The sequence below is a fragment of the Amycolatopsis balhimycina FH 1894 genome (assembly GCF_000384295.1).
Lineage (GTDB): Bacteria > Actinomycetota > Actinomycetes > Mycobacteriales > Pseudonocardiaceae > Amycolatopsis > Amycolatopsis balhimycina.
Window position 1 is genome coordinate 5,005,612 of sequence record NZ_KB913037.1, and the last position, 20,161, is coordinate 5,025,772.

Annotated in this window: 20 protein-coding genes; 9 read left to right on the top strand and 11 right to left on the bottom strand. The window is 69.4% G+C overall.

The features are described from left to right. Positions 1–47: 47 nt before the first annotated feature. Together A3CE_RS0122360 and A3CE_RS0122365 are read right to left on the bottom strand one after the other, a co-directional pair. Complete coding sequence (locus A3CE_RS0122360) at positions 48–1,235, bottom strand: MFS transporter (RefSeq protein WP_020642344.1); 1,188 nt, start codon at positions 1,233–1,235, stop codon at positions 48–50. Between the two features lie 100 nt (positions 1,236–1,335). Further along, positions 1,336–1,827: a MarR family winged helix-turn-helix transcriptional regulator gene (locus A3CE_RS0122365; RefSeq protein WP_020642345.1), complete on the bottom strand. Its 492-nt coding sequence runs from the start codon at positions 1,825–1,827 to the stop codon at positions 1,336–1,338. A gap of 308 nt (positions 1,828–2,135) precedes the next feature. On the opposite strand from A3CE_RS0122365, the gene A3CE_RS0122370 reads away from it, so the two are divergent. The 5 genes from A3CE_RS0122370 (at position 2,136) to A3CE_RS0122390 (ending at position 6,989) form a co-directional block, all read left to right on the top strand. Continuing rightward, positions 2,136–3,311 (top strand): globin domain-containing protein, encoded by a 1,176-nt coding sequence (locus A3CE_RS0122370; protein WP_185839797.1) that lies wholly within the window; start codon positions 2,136–2,138, stop codon positions 3,309–3,311. A 356-nt stretch (positions 3,312–3,667) separates the two neighbouring features. Then, a complete protein-coding gene (locus A3CE_RS0122375) occupies positions 3,668–4,771 on the top strand; it encodes a globin domain-containing protein (protein ID WP_020642347.1) in 1,104 nt (367 codons plus the stop codon). Between the two features lie 75 nt (positions 4,772–4,846). Next, positions 4,847–5,563, top strand: coding sequence for a dienelactone hydrolase family protein (locus tag A3CE_RS0122380; RefSeq protein WP_020642348.1), 717 nt, complete (start codon positions 4,847–4,849; stop codon positions 5,561–5,563). A 146-nt stretch (positions 5,564–5,709) separates the two neighbouring features. After that, complete coding sequence (locus A3CE_RS0122385) at positions 5,710–6,459, top strand: lytic polysaccharide monooxygenase (protein WP_020642349.1); 750 nt, start codon at positions 5,710–5,712, stop codon at positions 6,457–6,459. Continuing rightward, entirely contained in the window at positions 6,456–6,989 is a 534-nt protein-coding gene (locus tag A3CE_RS0122390; protein ID WP_020642350.1) for a DUF305 domain-containing protein, read from the top strand. The genes A3CE_RS0122385 and A3CE_RS0122390 overlap by 4 nt, the downstream gene beginning before the upstream one ends. Before the next feature lie 116 nt (positions 6,990–7,105). On the opposite strand, the gene A3CE_RS0122395 is transcribed toward A3CE_RS0122390, so the two are convergent. The 7 genes from A3CE_RS0122395 to A3CE_RS0122425 all read right to left on the bottom strand — a co-directional run bounded on the left by A3CE_RS0122395 (position 7,106) and on the right by A3CE_RS0122425 (position 14,112). Beyond that, positions 7,106–7,531 carry a heat shock protein transcriptional repressor HspR gene (locus A3CE_RS0122395; protein WP_020642351.1) on the bottom strand — a complete coding sequence of 142 codons (426 nt, stop codon included), beginning with the start codon at positions 7,529–7,531 and terminating at the stop codon, positions 7,106–7,108. Positions 7,532–7,536: 5 nt separating this feature from the next. Then, the gene (gene dnaJ, locus A3CE_RS0122400) at positions 7,537–8,712 is read right to left on the bottom strand and encodes a molecular chaperone DnaJ (RefSeq protein ID WP_020642352.1); all 1,176 of its coding nucleotides are present in this window, start codon (positions 8,710–8,712) and stop codon (positions 7,537–7,539) included. 36 nt (positions 8,713–8,748) lie between these two features. Further along, the gene (gene grpE, locus A3CE_RS0122405; RefSeq protein ID WP_020642353.1) at positions 8,749–9,456 is read right to left on the bottom strand and encodes a nucleotide exchange factor GrpE; all 708 of its coding nucleotides are present in this window, start codon (positions 9,454–9,456) and stop codon (positions 8,749–8,751) included. After that, positions 9,453–11,330, bottom strand: a complete 1,878-nt coding sequence (gene dnaK, locus A3CE_RS0122410; RefSeq protein WP_020642354.1) for a molecular chaperone DnaK — start codon at positions 11,328–11,330, stop codon at positions 9,453–9,455. The genes grpE and dnaK overlap by 4 nt, the downstream gene beginning before the upstream one ends. Positions 11,331–11,572: 242 nt before the next feature. Further along, entirely contained in the window at positions 11,573–12,916 is a 1,344-nt protein-coding gene (locus A3CE_RS51490) for an alpha/beta hydrolase (RefSeq protein WP_020642355.1), read from the bottom strand. Between the two features lie 163 nt (positions 12,917–13,079). Beyond that, complete coding sequence (locus tag A3CE_RS0122420) at positions 13,080–13,313, bottom strand: hypothetical protein (protein WP_020642357.1); 234 nt, start codon at positions 13,311–13,313, stop codon at positions 13,080–13,082. A 28-nt stretch (positions 13,314–13,341) separates the two neighbouring features. After that, on the bottom strand, positions 13,342–14,112 hold the full coding sequence (locus A3CE_RS0122425) for a DUF4097 family beta strand repeat-containing protein (protein WP_020642358.1): 771 nt from the start codon (positions 14,110–14,112) through the stop codon (positions 13,342–13,344). Positions 14,113–14,299: 187 nt separating this feature from the next. On the opposite strand from A3CE_RS0122425, the gene A3CE_RS0122430 reads away from it, so the two are divergent. After that, positions 14,300–14,833 (top strand): YbhB/YbcL family Raf kinase inhibitor-like protein, encoded by a 534-nt coding sequence (locus A3CE_RS0122430; protein WP_020642359.1) that lies wholly within the window; start codon positions 14,300–14,302, stop codon positions 14,831–14,833. Positions 14,834–14,976: 143 nt separating this feature from the next. Here A3CE_RS0122430 and A3CE_RS0122435 read toward each other — a convergent pair whose 3' ends face one another. Together A3CE_RS0122435 and A3CE_RS0122440 are read right to left on the bottom strand one after the other, a co-directional pair. Then, positions 14,977–15,411, bottom strand: a complete 435-nt coding sequence (locus A3CE_RS0122435; protein ID WP_020642360.1) for a GNAT family N-acetyltransferase — start codon at positions 15,409–15,411, stop codon at positions 14,977–14,979. Positions 15,412–15,432: 21 nt separating this feature from the next. Next, complete coding sequence (locus A3CE_RS0122440; protein WP_026468750.1) at positions 15,433–15,993, bottom strand: TetR/AcrR family transcriptional regulator; 561 nt, start codon at positions 15,991–15,993, stop codon at positions 15,433–15,435. A gap of 168 nt (positions 15,994–16,161) precedes the next feature. Between A3CE_RS0122440 and A3CE_RS0122445 the strand changes: the two genes are divergently transcribed. From A3CE_RS0122445 to A3CE_RS0122455, 3 genes are all read left to right on the top strand, one after another. Next, positions 16,162–18,375: a (Fe-S)-binding protein gene (locus A3CE_RS0122445; RefSeq protein WP_020642362.1), complete on the top strand. Its 2,214-nt coding sequence runs from the start codon at positions 16,162–16,164 to the stop codon at positions 18,373–18,375. 319 nt (positions 18,376–18,694) lie between these two features. Then, positions 18,695–19,144: a DUF742 domain-containing protein gene (locus A3CE_RS0122450; protein WP_020642363.1), complete on the top strand. Its 450-nt coding sequence runs from the start codon at positions 18,695–18,697 to the stop codon at positions 19,142–19,144. 17 nt (positions 19,145–19,161) lie between these two features. After that, positions 19,162–20,160: a cation diffusion facilitator family transporter gene (locus tag A3CE_RS0122455; protein ID WP_020642364.1), complete on the top strand. Its 999-nt coding sequence runs from the start codon at positions 19,162–19,164 to the stop codon at positions 20,158–20,160. Position 20,161 lies beyond the last annotated feature (1 nt).

A 20,161-nucleotide genomic window follows, 5' to 3' on the forward strand; every position in this document is an offset into this window, starting at 1 on the left:
GTGACCTGACACTATCCCTAACGCACGAAAACTTGAGTCTGTTCCGCTCAACTCTGTCCGGGAGCGACCGCGCTCGCCGGCAACCGCGTGCCCAACGTCCCGAGCCCGGCCACGGCGAGACCGGCACACGCCCCCACCAGCACCCAGGGTAACCAGTCCGCAACGGCGAACAACGCCACCACGACGGGCGCGATCACCTGCGCCACGGTGAACGCGTACTGGTACGCGGCGAGATAACGGCCGCGGGCGACCGGAGGTGCCGCGGCCTCGGCCAGTGCCCCCGACCGCGGCCCGAAGACCAGGTCACCGGCGGCGAACACCAGCGTCGAGGCCAGCAGGTACGCCACGCGCCAGTCGCCGGGCACGAGCAGCACACCCAGGCTGACCAGGCACCAGACGGCGAACAACGCCGACCCCACCCGCATCGCGGCGATCCGGTTCAGCCGGGCGGTGAGCCGCAGCGCGAGCGTGCCGCCGACGCTGGTCACCACGGTCAGCAGCGCGAGGATCGCCCCCGGCAGCCAGGCCGGGCCGTGCAGCCGGTCGAGCACGAACACCGGCGTCCCGATCAGGAAGAAGTCGAGCGAGAGCCCGAAAAGGCCACTGAAGAGGATCAACGCGAGATACGGCCGGTCGCGCAGCACCCGGGCCGACGGCGTGCAGACCTGCCGGTGCGGCCGTGCGAGCTCGACGAAAGCGGCGAGGATCGACGCGGCCACGAAGAACGTCACGGCGTCGACAGCGAGTGCGATGCGGTAGCCGGCGGTACCGAGCCACGTCAGGAGCGCACCCGCCGCGAGACCGCCCAGGCCGAAGCAGCCGGCCCGCACCATCCCCACCTCGGCGAACGGCCGATCCTTCGGGACGTCGCCCGCGACGTCGGCGATGAACACGAACAGGGAGCTGTAGAAGAGCTGCTGGCCGGCGGCGAGCAGGACCGCCGCGGCCACCACCGGGCCGGGACCGTCGGCGATGAGGTAGGCGCCGGCGCCGCCGGCCTGCAGCAGCTGGGCGACGATCACCACGGCGCGCGGCCCGAAGCGGTCCACCAGCCGGCCGGCCAGCGGCGGCACGACGAGCCCTCCTACCGCACCGAGGGTGACGGCGGTACCCGCCATCGCCAGCGGCACGCCGACGACCTGTGTCACGTAGACCAGCGCCAACGGGAGGAACAACCCTGAGCCGAAGTTGTCGATCCCCAGCGCGCACAGCAGTGCGACCCGGCTACGCGTCACCCACCGACGTTAACCCTGACGAATGGCCCCAAGTCAGGACCGAACGGACACTTTCCGAAGGGCAAAAAGCCACTTCCAGTGTGCCTCTTGGCCACGGGCGTCACTTGGTCGTGTCAGCCAAGTCGGCGGCGCTGCCGAGAGCCCGGCGGAGGTCGGTGTTCATCTCCGCGAGCCGCCCGGTGAGGTCGGTGACGCGCTCGTCGTCCCAGCCGCCGAGCGCCTTCTCCATGAACTCGAGGTAGTTGGCACGCCAGCGGGCGAGCTCGGCCCGGCCCTTCTCGGACACGCTCACCAGCGACGCCCGGCCGTCTTCGGGCGCGGGACGGCGATCGATCAGCCCGGCGGCGGAGAGCTGGGTGATCTGCCTGCTCACGACCGACAGGTCGACGAACCGGCGTTTCGCGAGCTCGGACGGCCGCGCCTCGCCGTTCTTCAGCAGGTCCGAGAGCAGCATCGCGGCCGCCGGATGCAGCCCCGGTTCGCTTTGCCAGGCTTGCATGATCCAGGCGTGCTGGAGCTGGGAAGCGGTCTTCAGCTCGCGCATGAGGTCGACCCGGACGTCCTCGTCGCTGTCGCTGTCGCCGAAGCCCATCTCGGCACCTCCCTTAGTTGTGCAATACAAGTTTATTGCCGGACGCTTGCCGAAGACAACCATCTGCCCGGTGAGGTCGCCCACGCCGTGACCGGGGCCGATACACCCGGTCGGAGCAACAATGCGGGCAAAAGGCTGCCCGGCCGCTACCCTGCGGACGGGCCGTGCGAGCGGCACGTTCGAGTGACGAGGTGGAAGCAGTGGCGATGGACCCAGGAGGCGGCCGTGAGCGGAAGAGCCGTCGCCGCGCCCCGGCCGGCGGTGCGTGACGGGGTGCCACAGCTCAACCGACCCGTGAACACCCGCCCATGACAGCCGACTCGGTCAGCCCGCTCCCCAGGTCTTCGGCGCCGCGCGAAGCTCCCCCGGCCGTCACGGCGATGGTCCAGCTCATCCGGGACAGCTGGGCCAGGTCCGAGCCGTACATCGCCGACATTTCCCAGTTCTTCTACGGGATGCTGTTCACCCTCGCTCCGACCACGCGCGACTTCTTCCCGATCAACATGGAGATCCAGCGCGGCAGGCTGGTGCGCGCGCTCGTGCACATCGTGCAGATGGTGGACCGGCCCGACGACCTCGCGCCGTTCCTGCGCCAGCTGGGGCGCGACCACCGCAAGTTCGGCGTCGTGCCCCGCCACTACGAAGCGGTCGGCACCGCATTGCTGGCGTCCCTCAAGAACCACCTCGGCCCGGGCTGGACGCCCGAGGTCGAACGGGCCTGGGCCGAGGCGTTCACCATCGCCGCCCGGGCCATGCAGGACGCCGCCGCGTCCGACACGAACCCCCGGTCGTGGCAGGCCACCGTGGTCGAGCACCGGCGGCTGACCTGGGACCTCGCCCTGGTCCGGCTGCGGCCCGACCAGCCGGTGCCCTACCACCCGGGCCAGTACGTGAGCGTCGAAGTGCCGCAGCGGCCGAGGTTGTGGCGGTACTTCTCGCCGGCGAACGCGCCGCGGGAAGACGGCGGCATCGAGTTCCACGTCCGCGCGATCGACGGCGGCTGGGTCTCCCGCGCCATCGTCAGCCACACCCAGCCCGGCGACGTCTGGCGCCTCGGCCCGCCGCTGGGCCGGATGGCGGTCGACCGGGAGTCGTCGCGGGGCGTGCTGATGGTCGCCGGCGGGACGGGCGTCGCGCCGCTGCGGGCGATCCTCGACCACCTGGCGCTGTGGGGCGAGAACCCGAAGACGCGCCTGTTCTACGGCGGGCCGGCTCGCGAGGACCTCTACGACCTCGAGGAACTGCGCGCGCTCGCGGCCATCAACCCGTGGCTGACCATCACGCCGGTGGTGGAGCGCGGCGGCGACGTCCCCGGGTTCGAACAGGGCACGCTGGCGGAGGCCGTCACGCGGTACGGCGCCTGGCCCGGCCACGACATCCTCGTGTCCGGCTCACCGGCGATGATCCGCGCGACGGTGTCGCGCATGCTGGTCGCGGGCAGCGCGCTGGACCAGATCCAGTACGACCCGTTCACGATCGACTAACCACCATCTGCCCAGCGGCAATCCACCGTCCGGTGAATGATTTCGTTACGCTTCGGAAATCGGCAACCAATAACGGATGAATCGACGCCGTGATCATTTTTACGCTGCGACAGATGGGGCTCACCGGGCGTACTTGAATTGCTCCGTTCGAGCGGAACGCGCGGAATCACGCGCATCTGCACGGGAATTCGCCTACAGTCGGGAACCCTCGGGGGCGGTACCGCGACAGCGACGCCGCATGCACGGCGCAAAAGTCTTTGCAGGACTGGAGATTACCGTTCCCGATGAACGCTGAATCCGTGAAGATCTCCGCAATGCCCGAAACGCTTCCCGTTTCGGCTGTGGAAGGCCGAGAGATGGCCCGGTTGATTCGTGAAAGTTTTGCGCAGATCGAACCGAAAGCCGACGAACTCGCGCAGTACTTCTACGCCGCGTTGTTCGTGGTCGCCCCCGACTGCCGCGCTCTGTTCCCGGTCGCCATGGCGACCCAGCGAGGCAGGCTGCTGCGCGCCCTCGTGTACGTGGTGCAGATGGTCGACCGGCCCGACGAGCTGGTCACCTTCCTCGGGCAGCTGGGCCGCGACCACCGCAAGTTCGCCGTCGTCGGCCGCCACTACGACGCCGTCGGGGTCGCGCTGATCGCGGCGCTGAAACGGTTTCTCAAGGAAAAGTGGACCACCGAGGTGGAATCCGCGTGGACCGCGGCGTACGGGCTCATCGCCAAGACCATGCGCGAGGCCGCCCTGGCGGAGACCGGGCCGGCGGCGTGGGCGGCGACCGTGCTGGAACACCGGAAGCTCGCCCGCGACGTCGCACTGGTGAAGGTGCGCACCGACGGTCTCCTGCCGTATCGTCCCGGCGGGTACGTCAGCGTGGAAGTGCCGCAGCGGCCCCGGTTCTGGCGGTACCTCTCGCCGGCGAACGCGCCCCGCGGCGACGGTCAGCTCACCTTCCACGTGCGCGCCGTGCCTGGCGGCTGGGTCAGCGGAAGCATCGTCAACCACACCAGGCCGGGTGACGTCTGGCGCCTCGGGCCGTCGATGGGCGTGCTGAACGTGCGGCCGGCCACGGCGAAACGGCGGTTGCTCATGGTCGGCGGCGGCACCGGGATCACGCCGTTGCTGGCGGTCCTCGACGACCTTTCCCGCTGGAAGCGGAACCCGCCGGTGCACCTGTTCTTCGGGGGCCGAAGACCGGAAGACCTGTACGCGCTGGAGAACCTGCGCCGGCTGGCCGCGACGTCCAAGTGGCTGACGGTCACGCCGGTCACGGAGGAAGGCGCCGTGACCGGCGGCGACCGGGGGACGCTCGCCCACGCCGTGACCCAGCGGGGCACGTGGCAGGACCACGACGTCCTCGTTTCCGGTTCGCCGGCGATGATCCAGGCGACCGTCGCGAAGCTGCTGGACAGGGGGGTCGACCTGGAACGAATATCCTACGACCCGTTTACGCTGGACTGAGCTTTGCCCGGAATGCGCTGAGAGACTCTCAGCCGCTCCAGCCGAACCACCGGATTCTGGTCTATCTTCACCGATATGGAGATGACTATTCCGGTTTCGGACGGCACCATCGGCGGCTACCTCGCGGAACCCGCCGGCGCGGGCCCCCACCCTGGCGTGGTGCTCATCCACGACGCGTTCGGGCTGAGCCAGGACACGAAAACCATCACCGACCGCTTCGCGGCCGAGGGCTACCTCGCGCTCAGCCCCGACCTGTATTCGCGCGGGGGCATGCGCCGCTGCGTGCGCCGGGTGTTTTCGGACATGTTCGCCAACCAGGGCCGCACGTTCGGCGACATCGAGGCCTCGCGTTCGCTGCTCGCCGGGCGGCCGGACTGCTCGGGCCGGATCGGCATCGCCGGGTTCTGCATGGGCGGCGGCTTCGCGCTCGTCGCGGCATCGCGCGGGTTCTCCGCGTCCGCGCCGTATTACGGCCAGTTGCCGAAGAACCTGTCGGTCCTCGACGACGCGTGCCCGATCGTCGCCAGTTTCGGCAAGAAGGACTTCGGGCTGCGTGGCGCCGCGGCGAAACTCGAGACGGCGCTCGCCGCGCGTGGCATCCCGCACGACGTCAAGGAGTACCCGGACGCCAGCCACGGGTTCGCCAACAAGATCGACACGGCGGCCCCGGTGAACCTGCTGCTCAAGGTCGTCGGCTTCACCTACCACCACGAGTCGGCCGAAGACGCGTGGCACCGGGTGACGTCCTTCTTCGGCGAACACCTGCAGCAGCCGTCCCGACCTTCGCACTGAGCCAAGTGGGGCAGAGCTTTCATCGAACGGCGGCAGTTTGTTGACCGTTGTGCCCGAATCGCCTTATGGTCTAGACCACATCGATCCCTCCGATGTGCTCGTTCGTCCTCCCCCGGAACAACGGTGTTCCCCCTCGAGGAGCCGAAATGACCTGGAACAGAAAGCTCTTCGCGGCCGCTGCCGGTGTCTTGCTCGCGCCGGTGCTGGTCGTCGTCCTCCCCGCCACCACCGCGAGCGCCCACGGCTACATCTCGGATCCGCCCAGCAGGCAGGCCAACTGCGCGGCGGGGAAGGTCCCGGCCTGCGGCAGCATCGTCTACGAACCCCAGAGCGTCGAAGGTCCCAAGGGCCTGCGCAGCTGCGACGGCGGCAACGCGCGCTTCTCGGAGCTCTCCGACGAGTCGAAGCCGTGGCCCGCCAAGTCCGTCGGCACGACGGTGACGTTCAACTGGGTGTTCACCGCCCGCCACGCCACAAAGGACTACCAGTACTTCGTCGGCAACACCCTCGTCGCGTCGTTCGACGGCCACAACCAGCAGCCGCCGGCGACGGTGTCGCACACGGTGAACCTGGCCGGCTATCCGGGCCGGGTGAAGGTCCTCGCGATCTGGAACATCTCCGACACGACCAACGCGTTCTACAGCTGCGTCGACCTCCAGATCGGCGGTGGCGGAACTCCGCCACCCACAACGACCCCACCGCCGACCACGACGCGGCCGCCCCCGACGACCCCGACGACCACGCCCCCTTCGAGTGGCACGTGGGCGGCGGGCACGGCGTACAAGGTCGGCGACGTCGTCACCTACGGCGGCGTGAGCTACCGCTGCATCCAGGCACACACGGCGATCGCGGGCTGGGAGCCGCCGAACACCCCGGCACTCTGGCAGCGTCAGTGAGGCTGGTCTTGGTCGTCGCGTCGCTGCTGCTGACCGCCTGCGGCGCGACGGCCGCCCCACCCGCGTACAACGCGGCCGACGTGATGTTCCTGCAGATGCTGATCCCGCAGAACCGGCAGGGCATCGAGATCGTCCGGCTGGCCGCCGACCGGCCGTTGCCGGCCGCGCTGAAGGAACTGGCGGCGGCGATCGGGTCGACCCAGCAGACCGAGATCGACACCATGAAGGGCTGGCTCCGCGGCTGGGCCGCGCCCGAAACGATGGACATGGATCCGCAGGCCCACGCGGGTCACGGCGGCATGAAGATGACTTCGCCGGACCTGGTGTCCGCATTGAAGACCGCCCCGGACGCCGAGTTCGGCCGCAAGTTCCTGGACGTGCTCATCGGACAGCAGCAAGGGGCGGCCGAACTGGCCCGGACGGAGAACGGCACCGGCGGCGGAGTCAACGCCGAGGCCCGCGACCTGGCCCGGCGGGTCATCGAGTCGCGGACGGCGGAGGTCGGGCAGCTGCTGAACTTCAAGGTGTGACCCCCCGCGGCGCACCTTGAACGCGAGAAGGCCTCCCCGGTCACCTCGGGGAGGCCTTCGTCGCACAGTCTTCAGCGGCACAGTCTTCAGCGGCACAGTCTTCAGCGGCGCGGTCGTCAGCGGCGCTTGGGCCGCCACACCACCATCGCCGTCTGCTGGTTGAGGGGCACCAGGTCCCGGCGGTAGGACGCGTGCGCCGCCGCCGCGGCCTGGTCCGCCGCGACGTAGGCCGCGGCCAGTTCCTCGGTCAGCTCCGCGACGCGGGCCCGCAGCGCGTCGACCTGGTTCTCCAGCTCGATGATGCGCTTGATGCCGGCCAGGTTGACGCCGTCCTCCTGCGAGAGGCGCTGCACCTCGCGCAGCAGCGCGATGTCCCGCATCGAGTAGCGCCGGCCGCCACCGGAGGTGCGGCCCGGCGACACCAGGCCCTGCCGGTCGTAGGTGCGCAAGGTCTGCGCGTGCATCCCGGCGAGCTGAGCCGCCACCGAGATGACGAACACCGGGGTCTCCTCGTCCCCCTCAGGGGGCATCCCGCCGAACATCTGTCTCACCTACCTTGCAGCAGCTCGGTGATCTCCGGCCGGGGGTCGTGCCCGGCCATCGCCTCCGCGTACGCCTGCAGCGCCTCGCGCGCCTTGTCGTCCAGTTTGGCGGGGATCGCCGCCTGGAGGGTGACGAGCAGGTCACCTTGCGAACCGTCGCGCTTGGCGATGCCCTTGCCGCGCACGCGCAGCACCCGTCCGCTCGCCGTGCCCGGCGGCACCTTGAGCGAGACCTTGCCCTCGAGCGTCGGCACCGTGATCGTCGTACCGAGGGTCAGTTCGGTGAAGTCCACCGGCACGGTGATCGTCAGGTCGAGCCCCTTGCGGCCGAACAGCGCGTGGGGAGCCACGTGCACCCGGACGTACAGGTCGCCCGCCTGCGCCCCGCCCCGGCCCGGTTCACCCTGGCCGGCCAGCCGGATCCGCTGGTCGTCGTCGACGCCCGGCGGGATCCGGACGGTCAGCGTGCGGGTCCGCGTGCTGATGCCTTCGCCGCCGCACTCGGGGCACGGGTCGTCGATGATCGTCCCGCGGCCGCGGCAGTCACGGCACGGCTCCGAGAACGCGAACGCGCCCTGGCTGCGGCTGACCAGCCCCGAACCGGAACAGGTCGGGCAGGTCCGCGGCGACGTCCCCGGTCGCGCGCCGTTGCCGCTGCACGTCGCACAGGTCGCCGGGCTCGACAGCCGCAGCGGCAGGGTCGCGCCCTTGACCGCCTCGGTGAAGTCGATCCGGACGTCCGTCTCGACGTCGGCACCGCGCTGCGGCCGGTTCGCCGTCGCGCCCGCCGACGCCCGGCCGCGGCCGAAGATACCGCCCAGGATGTCGCCGAGCCCGCCGAAACCGCCCTGCTGACCGGCGCCGGCCTGGCCGAAGATGTCGCCGACGTCGAAGCTGCCGGTGCCCCCGCTTCCGCTTCCCGGGAAGTTGAACCCGCCCGCACCGCCGAAGAGCCGCCGCGCCTCGTCGTACTCCTTGCGCTTGCTCGCGTCGGAGAGCACGCCGTAGGCCTCGGAGACCGACTTGAACTTCTGCTCCGCCTGCGCGTTGCCGGCGTTCGCGTCCGGGTGGTTCTCCTTGGCCAGCTTCCGGTAGGCCTTCTTGATTTCGTCCGCGGTGGCGTCGGAGGAGACGCCCAGCTCACGGTAGAAGTCCTTACCGATCCATTCCCGTGCGCTCATCGGGCGTCTCCTCCTCTCACTTGAACCGGATAGTGCTTACTGCTGCTCTTCATCGACTCCGCCGCCGAGTGGCCGCTCGCCACCGACGGACGGGTCCACCGGGGCCGCACCGGGCTCGTGATCGGTCACGCCGACCAGCGCCGCCCGCAGTACGCGGTCCCCGAAGCGGTAGCCGCGGCGCATGACCACGGTGACCGTCGGGCCCGCCACGTCCGGCGAGGTGTTGTGCTGCACGGCCTCGTGCACGCTCGGGTCGAAGGGCTCGCCTTCGGCGCCGAACGACTCGAGACCCGCGCGCTGCAGGCCGCTGATCAGCTTGTCGCCGACCGCTTTGAACGCACCGGTGAGGTCACCGTGCTGCTCGGCCCGCTCGAGGTCGTCGAGCAGCGGCAGCAGGTCGTTCACCACGGTCGCCTTCGCGCCGATCACGACCGCCTCGCGGTCACGCTCGACCCGCTTGCGGTAGTTGGCGTACTCCGCCTGCAGGCGCTGGAGGTCGGCGGTGCGCTCGGCCAGCTCCTTCTCCACGTCGGAGACGACAGCCACCGAATCGTCCACAATGGACTCGCCGAGCGAGGGCCCCGCGTGTTCCACGGGCGCCTCGTCCGGTTCCGGCGCGGCGTGGGCCGGACCGGCCGGGCGGACCTGCCCGGTCTGGGGGTCCACCCGGCGTCGATCCCGCACGACCACCGGCTCCTCGGGGCCTCGGCCCTGGTTCTCGGATTCGTCGTAGCTGTGGGTCACTTCTTCTCGTCCTCTTCGACGATCTCGGCGTCCACCACGTCATCGGCCTTGGCCTGGCCGCCGGCCGCACCGGCGTCGCCGGCCGCACCAGCCGCGCCCGAGGCACCGGCCGCACCAGCCGCCGCGTCGGCGTTCGCGTTGGCGTACAGGGCGGTGCCCAGTTCCTGCGAAGCGGCGTTCAGCTTCTCGATCGACTCGCGGATCTTGGTCGAGTCGGTGCCCTTGAGCGCCTCGTTCGACTCGTCGATCGCGGACTTGACCTTGCCCTTGAGGTCCTCGGGCAGCTTGTCGTCGTTGTCCTTGAGGAACTTCTCGGTCTGGTAGACCAGCGTCTCCGCCTGGTTGCGGGTCTCGGCCTCTTCGCGCCGGGTCTTGTCCTCCTCGGCGTGCGCCTCGGCGTCCTTGACCATCCGCTCGATGTCGTCCTTCGGCAGCGCGGAGCCGCCGGTGATCGTCATCGACTGCTCCTTGTTCGTGCCCAGGTCCTTCGCGGTCACGTGCACGATGCCGTTGGCGTCGATGTCGAAGGTGACCTCGATCTGCGGCACGCCACGCGGGGCAGGCGGGAGACCGGTCAGCTCGAACATGCCGAGCTTCTTGTTGTGCGCGGCGATCTCGCGCTCACCCTGGAACACCTGGATCTGCACCGACGGCTGGTTGTCGTCCGCGGTGGAGAAGATCTCCGAGCGCTTGGTCGGGATCGTGGTGTTGCGCTCGATGAGCTTGGTGAACACGCCACCCTTGGTCTCGATGCCGAGCGACAGCGGGGTGACGTCCAGCAGCAGGACGTCCTTGACCTCGCCCTTCAGGACACCGGCCTGCAGCGCCGCGCCGACCGCGACGACCTCGTCCGGGTTCACGCCCTTGTTCGGCTCGCGGCCGCCGGTCAGCTCCTTGACCAGGTCCGACACGGCAGGCATGCGGGTGGAACCACCGACGAGCACGACGTGGTCGATGTCGCCGACGGCGATGCCCGCGTCCCGGATGACGTTGTTGAACGGATTGCGGGTGCGCTCGAGCAGGTCCGCGGTGATCTTCTGGAACTCGGCGCGCGAGAGCGTCTCGTCGAGGAACAGCGGGTTCTTGTCCGCGTCCACGGTGATGTACGGCAGGTTGATGCTGGCCGAGTTCGAGCTGGACAGCTCGATCTTGGCCTTCTCCGCCGCCTCGCGGATGCGCTGCAGCGCCATCTTGTCCTTGGTCAGGTCGATGCCGTTCGTGGCCTTGAACTTGTCGACCAGCCACTTGACGATGCGCTCGTCCCAGTCGTCGCCACCGAGGTGGTTGTCACCGGAGGTCGCGCGGACCTCGACGACGCCCTCGCCGATCTCCAGCAGCGAGACGTCGAACGTGCCGCCACCGAGGTCGAAGACCAGGATGGTCTGCTCCTTCTCGCCCTTGTCCAGGCCGTACGCCAGCGCGGCGGCGGTCGGCTCGTTGACGATGCGGAGCACGTTCAGGCCGGCGATCTGCCCGGCCTCCTTGGTGGCCTGCCGCTGGGCGTCCTCGAAGTACGCCGGGACGGTGATCACCGCGTCGGTGATCGTCTCGCCAAGGTACGCCTCGGCGTCGCGCTTCAGCTTCATCAGCACGCGCGCGCTGATCTCCTGCGACGTGTAGTTCTTGCCGTCGATCTCGGTCTTCCAGTCGGTGCCGATGTGCCGCTTCACGGACCGGATCGTCCGGTCGACGTTCGTCACGGCCTGGTTCTTCGCCGGCTGACCGGTCAGCACTTCGCCGTTCTTGGCGAAGGCGACGATCGAAGGGGTGGTCCGGGAGCCTTCCGAGTTGGCGATGACCGTCGGCTCGCCGCCCTCAAGGACGGCGACGACCGAGTTGGTCGTGCCGAGGTCGATGCCGACCGCTCGCGCCATGGTGCTTTCCTCCTGTGTAAGCAGTTCGCCTGCTATTGGTTCGTGACCTGCACGTTCGCCCCCACCTTGAGCGGGGCTCTGGCAAGTTCTATCGGGCCTTCGCGCACTCGTCAAGCCAGACTTGAGTCGGCTGCGCTCAACCTTCGTACCCACCCTAACGAGCCGGTTCGGGTTCTTGTTCCCGGGTCCGGCGGCCGTCTCCCCCGCAACCGGGCGTGACGCCGCTCACGATCTCGGCGGGTTCACCGGCAGACCAGGTCACGGCCCGGCGTGACGCCGTTCACCAGGTACTTCACCTCGGCCGCGCGGGCGCAGGCGGAGTTGAACAGCCCGGTGTGGCCGTCGTCGGTGCGAGTGAGCAAGGACGCGTTGTCGATGCTCGCGGCCAGCCCACGAGCCCAGGACAGCGGTGTCGCCGGGTCATGCGCGCCTCCGACGACCAGGATCGGCGAGGCACCCCGCACAGGGTGGGGCTGTGGCGGGTTCTTCGCCGGGACCGGCCAGCCGGCGCACCCGCTGGTGAGGTCCCAGAACTCGGAGTACCGCCAGCTGTGCGGCGCCACCGCGCGGACCAGCCCGGCCAGCGCGCCCATGTCCACCGGCCCGGTGAACGGCGACGGAAAGTCGTGGCAGCCGATCGCCCGGTAGGCCCCGTAGATCGGGGACAGGAACTGGTTCCGCTCGGTCAGCCCCTTGGCGTCCGGGAACTCCCCGCCGGCCGCGGCCAGTGCCTTCCCCAGCGCCGGCCACTCCTCCCGGAGGTAGAGGTGGTTGTAGACGCCGGCCGAGACCTCGTCGGCCGTCGCCTTGCGGCCGAGGTCGCTCGACCAGATCGCCCCTCGCGCCGCTCGGGCCACGACGTCGTCGTAGAAGCGGAGGACGTCTTGGCCGTGCAGGACGCACTCCGCCGAGCCACGGCACCAGTCCGCGAACCGGACCAGCGCGTCCTCGGTCGCGGCGGCCTCCTCGAGGATCGCCTGACGCAGCGGCCGCGCGTGGTCGACGGCTCCGTCGAGCACCATCGTGCGCACCCGGCCGGGGTGCTTCGACGCGTAGATCGCGCCCAGTTCGGTGCCGTAGGAGAGGCCCAGCCAGGAGATCTTCGGCTCGCCGAGCGCGGCGCGGATCGTCTCGATGTCCTCGGCCGCGCTCTGCGTGTCCGCGTTCGCCAGCAACGGCCCGGTCCGGGCCAGGCAGTCCCGGCCCGCCGCCCGGTTGTGCGCCACCAGCGCCTCGAACCCCGCGCGGGTCGACGGGAACCGGTCCAGCGCCGGGTCGAACAGCGTCGCCGCGTCGCAGGTGATGCGCGGGGTGCTGAACCCGTCGCCACGTGGGTCGAACCCCACGACGTCGAACCGCTGCCGCAGCGGCGCGAGGTCCGGCGAGGCCAGCCCGCCGAACTGCACGAACCCGACGCCGGAGCCGCCCGGTCCGCCCGGGTTCACCAGCAGCGAGCCGATCCGGCGGGCCGGATCGAGCGCGGGCAGCCGGGCCAGCGCGAGCTGGGCCGATCCGAGCTCCGGCCGTGCGCGGTCGATCGGCACGTCGACCGTCGCGCACTCCGCCGCCGGCTCCTGCTGTGGCACACGGGTGCCACGACAGCGCCGACGCTGCGGCAACGGCCGGTACCGCCGCCATGACCACGACCGCCGCGATGACCGCGGTGACCCGGCGCACGTCCATGATCTGTTTCCTCCCCTGCACGCCGGCTTTCGGCGTGCTTCCTTCCTAACAGCGACCACCGACAACTCAGGAGCGGCGGGCGGTCCAGGAAGAGCGGGAGAAATCGGGATTTCCTTGCTGCACAACGACTTCAGCGGGGGTGCCGACCCACGAAGTCACTCGATAGTGGTAATCCGCGGTGACCGGCACCCCCTGCGCCGGAGACACGGCCGCCTCGCCGCGGGTGAAACCCACGAAGCCGAGCATCGCCACCGCCCCCAGCAGCGCGGCGGCCAGCACCCGCCGTTCGATCCTGCCCATCGGAAAAGCCCCCGTAGTAAGAGAAAGGTCAGGCCGCGCGGACCGTGACGCTGCCGCTGTCGGTCGTCAGGTCGAGTGTGTGCGGCGCGGAGCCGTCGGTCGGCACGGCGATGTCGCGGTGCCCGCTGTCGCTGCCGCCGATGACGCGGTAAGGCCCGCCCGGCACCTCGACGTCGACGCTGCCGCTGTCGGCCTTCACCTTGACGTCGTTCGCCTGCGTCAGCGAGAAGTCGACGCTTCCGCTCGACGACGTCACGTCGACCGGGCCACGCACCTCGGTGCCCCTGATGCTGCCCGAGTCCGCGTTCAGCTGGACCTGGCCGACGTCCCGCAGGTCGATCCCGCCGCTGTCCAGCCGCAGCTTCACCAGGCCGGATACGTCTTCGACGCGGGCGTGGCCGGAGTCGGACCGGACGTCCACGCTCGCCACCCCGGCGACGTCCAGGCCGCCCGAGTCCATCCGGCCGGTCACCGGGACACCGGGCGGCACGACGACCTCGTAGTCGACCGAGCAGTTGTTCCCGCAGTCGGCGAGCACGAGCTGGTCGCCCTCGACGCGGAAGAACGACTCACCCGGCTTGCTGCGCCAGTGGTAGCTGATCTTTTGGTGCACCGTGGACGGTCCCGTCCCGGTGCGGATCTTCACCGATCCCGAGTCGCTCTCCAGTTTTACGCTGCGGATGGTCTGCGAAACGGTGTTGGTGTTGTCGAAGTCCGAGCCCCAGCCCCAGCCGAACGCGGTCGCCAGGCCGACGCCGATCAAGACGATGCCACCCAGAGCCAGAAGCGGGCGCGCCATGGTCGTTGGTCCCCTCAGTGTTGTTTCTCTGCGTCGTTCCCTCTGCGTGAGAAAACGTTATGGGGTGGTGCGGGAGTGGTACATGGGGGTAACCCCCCGAAAGACCCTGAGATCCGTCCCTGACACGCGGGGCCGGCTTCGGGGGCCTAACCTGGCGCAGACTCGGAGTTCTTGATCAGGAGGATCCATGCCGCAAGCACCCGGCCCGTACGAATCCCTGCCCGACGTGCCGTCCTTCACCCTCCGCAGCAGCGACGTCGCCGACGGCGAAACCCTGGCCACGCCCCATTTGTCCGGCATCTTCGGCGCCGGCGGCGAGGACCGTTCGCCGCACCTGGCGTGGGCGGGCTTCCCGGCGGAGACGAAGAGCTTCGCGGTGACCTGCTACGACCCGGACGCGCCCACCGGCAGCGGGTTCTGGCACTGGGCCGTGTTCAACGTCCCGGCGACGGTGACGGAACTGGCCCCCGGCGCTGGCGACGGCTCCGGCCTCCCCGAAGGAGCGGTGACCCTGAAGGGCGACGGCGGGGTCAAGCGGTTCCTCGGCGCGGCACCCCCGCCCGGGCACGGCCCGCACCGTTATTACTTCGCGGTGCACGCGCTGGACGTCGACAAGCTGGACGTCCCGGAGGACGCGACCCCGGCGTTCCTCGGCTTCAATATGTTCGGTCACACCCTGGCTCGCGCGGTGATCACGCCGGTGTACGAGAACAAGGGCTGAGTTGTCGAGCGGGCCCGGCGCTGGTGCGGATCGGCAACGGCGCCGGGCCCGTTGAGTACGAGCGGACGGCAAGCGCGGTGCTCACCTGGCAGCCGATCTTGATGCCCGGATCGCTGCTCCTTTCCGACCTGGCGCGCTGGTCCTCAGCGCAGGGGCGCCGGGAACGTGCCTTCGCGCTCCAGGTAACGGCCCTGGGTGTGCTCGCCGAAGCCGAACTGCCGGTACAGCCCGTGCGCGTCGGCGGTGTGCAGCATCCAGCGGAAACCGGCGCCGGGACCGTTGTCGACCATCTCCCGCACGAGTTCCTTGCCGAGCCCGCTCCCCCGCGCGGAGCCGACGACGAACACGTCGGCGAGGTACGCGGACGAGACGCCGTCGGAGAAGGCCCGCGCGAAGCCGGCCTGCTCGTCACCGCGGTAGGCGCCGACGACCCGCCACGACCCGTCGATCGCTGCCTCGACCTGCTCGCGCGTGCGCCAGCGACCCCAGTAGGCCTCGGTGGAGAGGAACTTCCACACCACGTCGAGGTCGAGCCGCGTCCGATCGTCGTCGAGTTCGTAGTCACCGAAGATCCGCATGTCCCGACGCTAAACGGCGAGTCAACGCGGTTTCAGCAGGTAGTCGACCACGGGACGCAGTTCCTCCGCCGACGGCGGCCCGTCGTCGATCAGGCCCTGGATCAGCAGCCCGTCGATGCCCGCGAGGAACACGCGGAACGCCACTTCGTCGTCGTGCCGGACCATCGACGTCAGGACGTCGAGCCAGCGACGCGCGGCCGGGCGCAGCTCCGGCTTCCGCGCGGCCAGCAGGTACAGCTCGTACTCCGCCATCGTGCGCCCGCGTCGCGGCCCCAACGCCTCGGCGAGCAGGCCCGCGACCTCCTCGGCGCCGCGCGAACCGCGTGACCGGGCCCGGTCGATCATCCAGTAGACCTCGGTCGCCATGTCGCGGGCGCACGAGATGAGCGTCGCGATCAGGAGGTCGTCCAGCGACGAGAAGTGGTAGGTCGTGGACGTCGTCGGGACGCCGGCCTCGGCCGCGACGATCCGGTGCGTCACGCCCGCGACGCCGTCGCGCTCGATGATCCGCAGCGTGGCCTCGATGATTTCGGTGCGCCGCTTCTCTCCTCGCGCCTTCCGGCCGTCCACTTGCAGCTTCACCATAGGGTGAAAAGTACCTGAACGATCGTCCCGAAACAAAGAGCGACGTACACCACATCGGTGGGACTTAGGGCCACTCCACGGGTTACTCATCAGTAAGGACGGTTAGTCTCCCGGCACCACCACTGCTTTGATCACTGCAGCATCCGGACGAAAGGCACCCGAACGATGGGCGCTCTGCAACTGACGCTCGGCGGGATCTCCGTCGCGCTCGGCCTCGTCGCCTGGGGCATGTTCGCCGCGACGATCGCCCGTTTCGTGCGGGTGATCCGCCTCGGGCAGCCCGACTCGACACGCAACGGGCCGTTCACGGCGCGCATGAAGACGCTGATCAAGGAGTTCGCCGCGCACACGCGGATGAACCGCAAGCGCAGCGTCGGGCCCGCGCACTGGCTCGTCATGTGGGGCTTCCTGCTCGGCTCGCTGGCCCTGTTCGAGGCCTACGGCGAGGTCTTCGTGCCGAGCTGGGGCTGGCCGATCCTCGACGACTTCCCGCCGTTCCAGCTGCTCATGGAGCTGCTCGGGGTCGGCACGATCGTCGGCATCCTGGTGCTGATGGCGATCCGCCAGCGCAACCACCCGCGCCGCGCCGACCGCCAGTCGCGCTTCCAGGGCTCGAACTTCAAGTGGGCGTACTTCATCGAGGCCGTCGTCCTGATCGAGGGCATCGGCATCATCGGCGTCCGGGCCGCGAAGGCCGCGCTCGGTGCGCACGAGACGCCGACCTGGGCCGCCTTCGTCTCGAACCCGATCGGCGAGCTGCTGCCGGCCAGCCCGAACCTGGTCACGGTGTTCGCGTTCGTCAAGCTGATGAGCGCCACGGTCTGGCTGATCGTCGTCGCGCGCACGATGACCATGGGTATCGCCTGGCACCGCTTCAGCGCGTTCTTCAACATCTACTTCAAGCGCGAGGCCGACGGCGGCGTCGCGCTGGGCGCGCTCAAGCCGATGATGAGCGGCGGCAAGGTCCTCGACCTCGAGGAAGCCGACCCCGACGAGGACACCTTCGGCGTCGGCAAGATCGAGGACTTCAGCTGGAAGGGCTGGCTGGACTTCTCGACGTGCACCGAGTGCGGCCGCTGCCAGGAGCAATGCCCCGCGTGGAACACCGGCAAGCCGCTGTCGCCGAAGCTGGTCATCACGCAGCTGCGCGACCACGCCTACGCGAAGGCGCCGTACCTGCTGGCCGGCGGCAAGCGCGACATGGCGGGCGACGAGGTCGGCCTGTCCGGCGACAACATGTACGCGGGGATCGACGTCCTCGCCATCGCGGAGTCGCAGAAGGCGCTGATCGGCGATGACGGTGGCGTCATCGACCCTGACGTCCTCTGGTCCTGCACCAGCTGCGGCGCCTGCGTCGAACAGTGCCCGGTCGACATCGAGCACGTCGACCACATCGTCGACATGCGCCGCTACCAGGTGATGATCGAGTCGTCGTTCCCCAGTGAGCTGAACGGCATGTTCAAGAACCTGGAGAACAAGGGCAACCCGTGGGGCCAGAACGCCAAGGACCGGCTGACCTGGACCGAGGACCTCGACTTCGAGGTGCCGGTGTTCGACGGCGACATGGGCGACGCCGAGTACCTGTTCTGGGTCGGCTGCGCCGGCGCGTTCGAAGACCGCGCGAAGAAGACGACGCGCGCGGTCGCCGAGCTGCTGCACATGGCCGACGTGAAGTACAAGGTGCTGGGTTCGGAGGAGTCCTGCACCGGTGACCCCGCCCGCCGCGCGGGCAACGAGTTCCTGTTCCAGATGCTGGCGCAGCAGAACGTCGAGGTCCTGAACTCGGTCTTCGAGGGCCGTGAGCGCAAGGCGCGCAAGGTGGTCGTGACCTGCGCGCACTGCTTCAACACCCTCGCCAACGAGTACCCGGAGCTGGGCGGCCAGTTCGACGTCGTGCACCACACGCAGCTGCTGAACCGCCTGGTGCGGGAGAAGCAGCTGGTACCGGTGGCGCCGGTCGCCGAGGACGTCACCTACCACGACCCGTGCTACCTCGGCCGCCACAACAAGGTCTACGAGGCACCGCGTGAGCTGGTCGGTGCGACCGGCGCGCGGCTGCGCGAGATGCCGCGGCACGGCGACAAGTCGATGTGCTGCGGCGCGGGCGGCGCGCGGATGTGGATGGAAGAGAAGATCGGCAAGCGGATCAACGTCGAGCGCGTCGACGAGGCGCTCGGCACCGCGCCGTCGAAGATCGCCACCGGCTGCCCGTTCTGCAAGGTGATGCTCAACGACGGCCTCACCGCGCGTCAGGCCGACGGCACCGCGAGCGAGAAGGTCGAGATCGTCGACGTCGCGCAGATGCTGCTGGAGGCGGTCAAGCGCAAGCCGGAACCGAAGCCGATCGCGCTCGGAGCGCCGTCACTCGTGGAGGAGTGACACATTTCTCGAAAACGCACGGCCCCGGTCAGGACTCCTGGCCGGGGCCGTTTTCATGACACGACTCGCCTATTCGTAGCCGATTAACTACCGGTTGTCACCAAAGCAGTTCTCGATGTTCGAACCGCCCACTAGCTGGGACTTCGTCGAGGTAATCGTTTTCACGAAACATGTTCACAATAATCACCGAAATGGCCCATCAAGCCAAAGACAAACGATCGTCGCAACCCTGGACAACCGGCGTATCCTGGCCTTTCCTCGCCGCCGCCGTTGCCAGCGAGGGCACCATTGACGATCACAGAAACAGGGGGCGGCACGAATGGCCGAGGACCGGCGGAGCACCACGACCGGGCGGCACGCACTTCGCACCTTCCCCGACGACCTCCAAGACCGGCTCGCCGTTCCGGACCCCGAAGATCCGGTTCCCACCCAGCGGACACTGGTCCGCCCGTACGTCCTCACGCGCGGCCGGACGCAGTCGCGGCGCCACCTCGCGATCGAAGCGCTCGTCTCGACGCGGGCGGGCGCGCACTGGAACGGCGCGCGGCTGACCGGCGAGTTCCGCTCGGTGCGCACCCTCTGCCACCAGCCACGCTCGGTCGCCGAGGTCGCGGCCAAGCTCAGCGTGCCGCTCGGCGTCGTCCGGGTGCTGCTGGACGACATGGCCGAACTGGGCCTGGTCACCATCCACGACAGCCGCGTCAACGCCGACGGCCGCCCGGCGGTGGCGCTCATGGAACGCGTTCTGCACGGCCTGCGGCGGCTCTGACCACTACGCTCACTGAGGTGAGCGAGGAAAATTCCGGCGGCGAAAGCACCCTGACCGTCCTGCTCGCCGGCGGGGTGAACCTGGCGATCGCCATCATGAAGCTGATCGCGGGGATCATCAGCGGCTCTGGCGCGATGCTGTCCGAAGCGGCGCACTCGGTCGCCGACACGATCACCGAGGTCCTGCTGCTGACGGCGTTGAAACGCTCGGCGCGCCCGGCCGACCGTGTCCACCCCTTCGGCTACGGCAAGGAACGCTACTTCTGGTCGCTGCTCGCCGCCGTCTCGATCTTCGCCTCGGGCGCGATGTTCGCGCTCTACGAAGGCGTGTCGACCGTGCTGGGGCACGGCGAATCGCAGAGCACGTCGATGCTCAGCTACATCGTCCTGGCCGTGGCGTTCGTGCTCGAAGGCACGTCGTGGGTCCAGGCGGTGCGCCAGGTCGTCCGGGAGTCGAAGGCCGAGAACCGCTCGCTGTGGACCTACCTCCGGCTGATCGACGACCCGACGCCGAAGACGGTGCTGTTCGAGGACTCGGCCGCGCTGGTCGGCCTGCTGCTCGCGTTCGGCGGCATCGGGCTGCACCAGCTCACCGGCTCGGAGGTCTGGGACGGCGCCGCGTCGATCGCCATCGGCCTGCTGCTCGCCTGCGTCGCGTACCTGCTCGGCCGGACCAACCGCGGCCTGCTCGTCGGGCGCCAGGCCGACCCGCAGCTGGTCCGCGGCATCCGCGACCACCTTTCCGCCGCGCCGGAAATCGAGATCGTGGTGGACCTGCAGACCATGCTGATGGGCACCGACCAGGTCCTGGTCTGCACCCGCGTCGACTTCGACGACTCGCTCGGCGCGGCGGACCTCGAACGCGCTTGCGTCCGGCTCGCCGGCGAGCTGACTCAGACGTTCCACGACGTCACCGAGGTGTTCATCGAACCGGTGCCGCGGTCCGACCCGGACCTGCGGGCGACGGTGCTGGCCCGCTACGGCGACATCGCCGAGCGGTGGAGCAAGAGCCCGTGAC

What these genes read in the sequence shown, in the direction of transcription:
- A3CE_RS0122365 (WP_020642345.1), bottom strand. Translation starts at nt 1,827, where the DNA reads ATGGGCTTCGGCGACAGCGACAGCGACGAGGACGTCCGGGTCGACCTC.
- A3CE_RS0122370 (WP_185839797.1), top strand. Translation starts at nt 2,136, where the DNA reads ATGACAGCCGACTCGGTCAGCCCGCTCCCCAGGTCTTCGGCGCCGCGC.
- A3CE_RS0122375 (WP_020642347.1), top strand. Translation starts at nt 3,668, where the DNA reads ATGGCCCGGTTGATTCGTGAAAGTTTTGCGCAGATCGAACCGAAAGCC.
- A3CE_RS0122380 (WP_020642348.1), top strand. Translation starts at nt 4,847, where the DNA reads ATGGAGATGACTATTCCGGTTTCGGACGGCACCATCGGCGGCTACCTC.
- A3CE_RS0122385 (WP_020642349.1), top strand. Translation starts at nt 5,710, where the DNA reads ATGACCTGGAACAGAAAGCTCTTCGCGGCCGCTGCCGGTGTCTTGCTC.
- A3CE_RS0122395 (WP_020642351.1), bottom strand. Translation starts at nt 7,531, where the DNA reads ATGTTCGGCGGGATGCCCCCTGAGGGGGACGAGGAGACCCCGGTGTTC.
- dnaJ (WP_020642352.1), bottom strand. Translation starts at nt 8,712, where the DNA reads ATGAGCGCACGGGAATGGATCGGTAAGGACTTCTACCGTGAGCTGGGC.
- dnaK (WP_020642354.1), bottom strand. Translation starts at nt 11,330, where the DNA reads ATGGCGCGAGCGGTCGGCATCGACCTCGGCACGACCAACTCGGTCGTC.
- A3CE_RS0122420 (WP_020642357.1), bottom strand. Translation starts at nt 13,313, where the DNA reads ATGGGCAGGATCGAACGGCGGGTGCTGGCCGCCGCGCTGCTGGGGGCG.
- A3CE_RS0122425 (WP_020642358.1), bottom strand. Translation starts at nt 14,112, where the DNA reads ATGGCGCGCCCGCTTCTGGCTCTGGGTGGCATCGTCTTGATCGGCGTC.
- A3CE_RS0122430 (WP_020642359.1), top strand. Translation starts at nt 14,300, where the DNA reads ATGCCGCAAGCACCCGGCCCGTACGAATCCCTGCCCGACGTGCCGTCC.
- A3CE_RS0122435 (WP_020642360.1), bottom strand. Translation starts at nt 15,411, where the DNA reads ATGCGGATCTTCGGTGACTACGAACTCGACGACGATCGGACGCGGCTC.
- A3CE_RS0122445 (WP_020642362.1), top strand. Translation starts at nt 16,162, where the DNA reads ATGGGCGCTCTGCAACTGACGCTCGGCGGGATCTCCGTCGCGCTCGGC.
- A3CE_RS0122450 (WP_020642363.1), top strand. Translation starts at nt 18,695, where the DNA reads ATGGCCGAGGACCGGCGGAGCACCACGACCGGGCGGCACGCACTTCGC.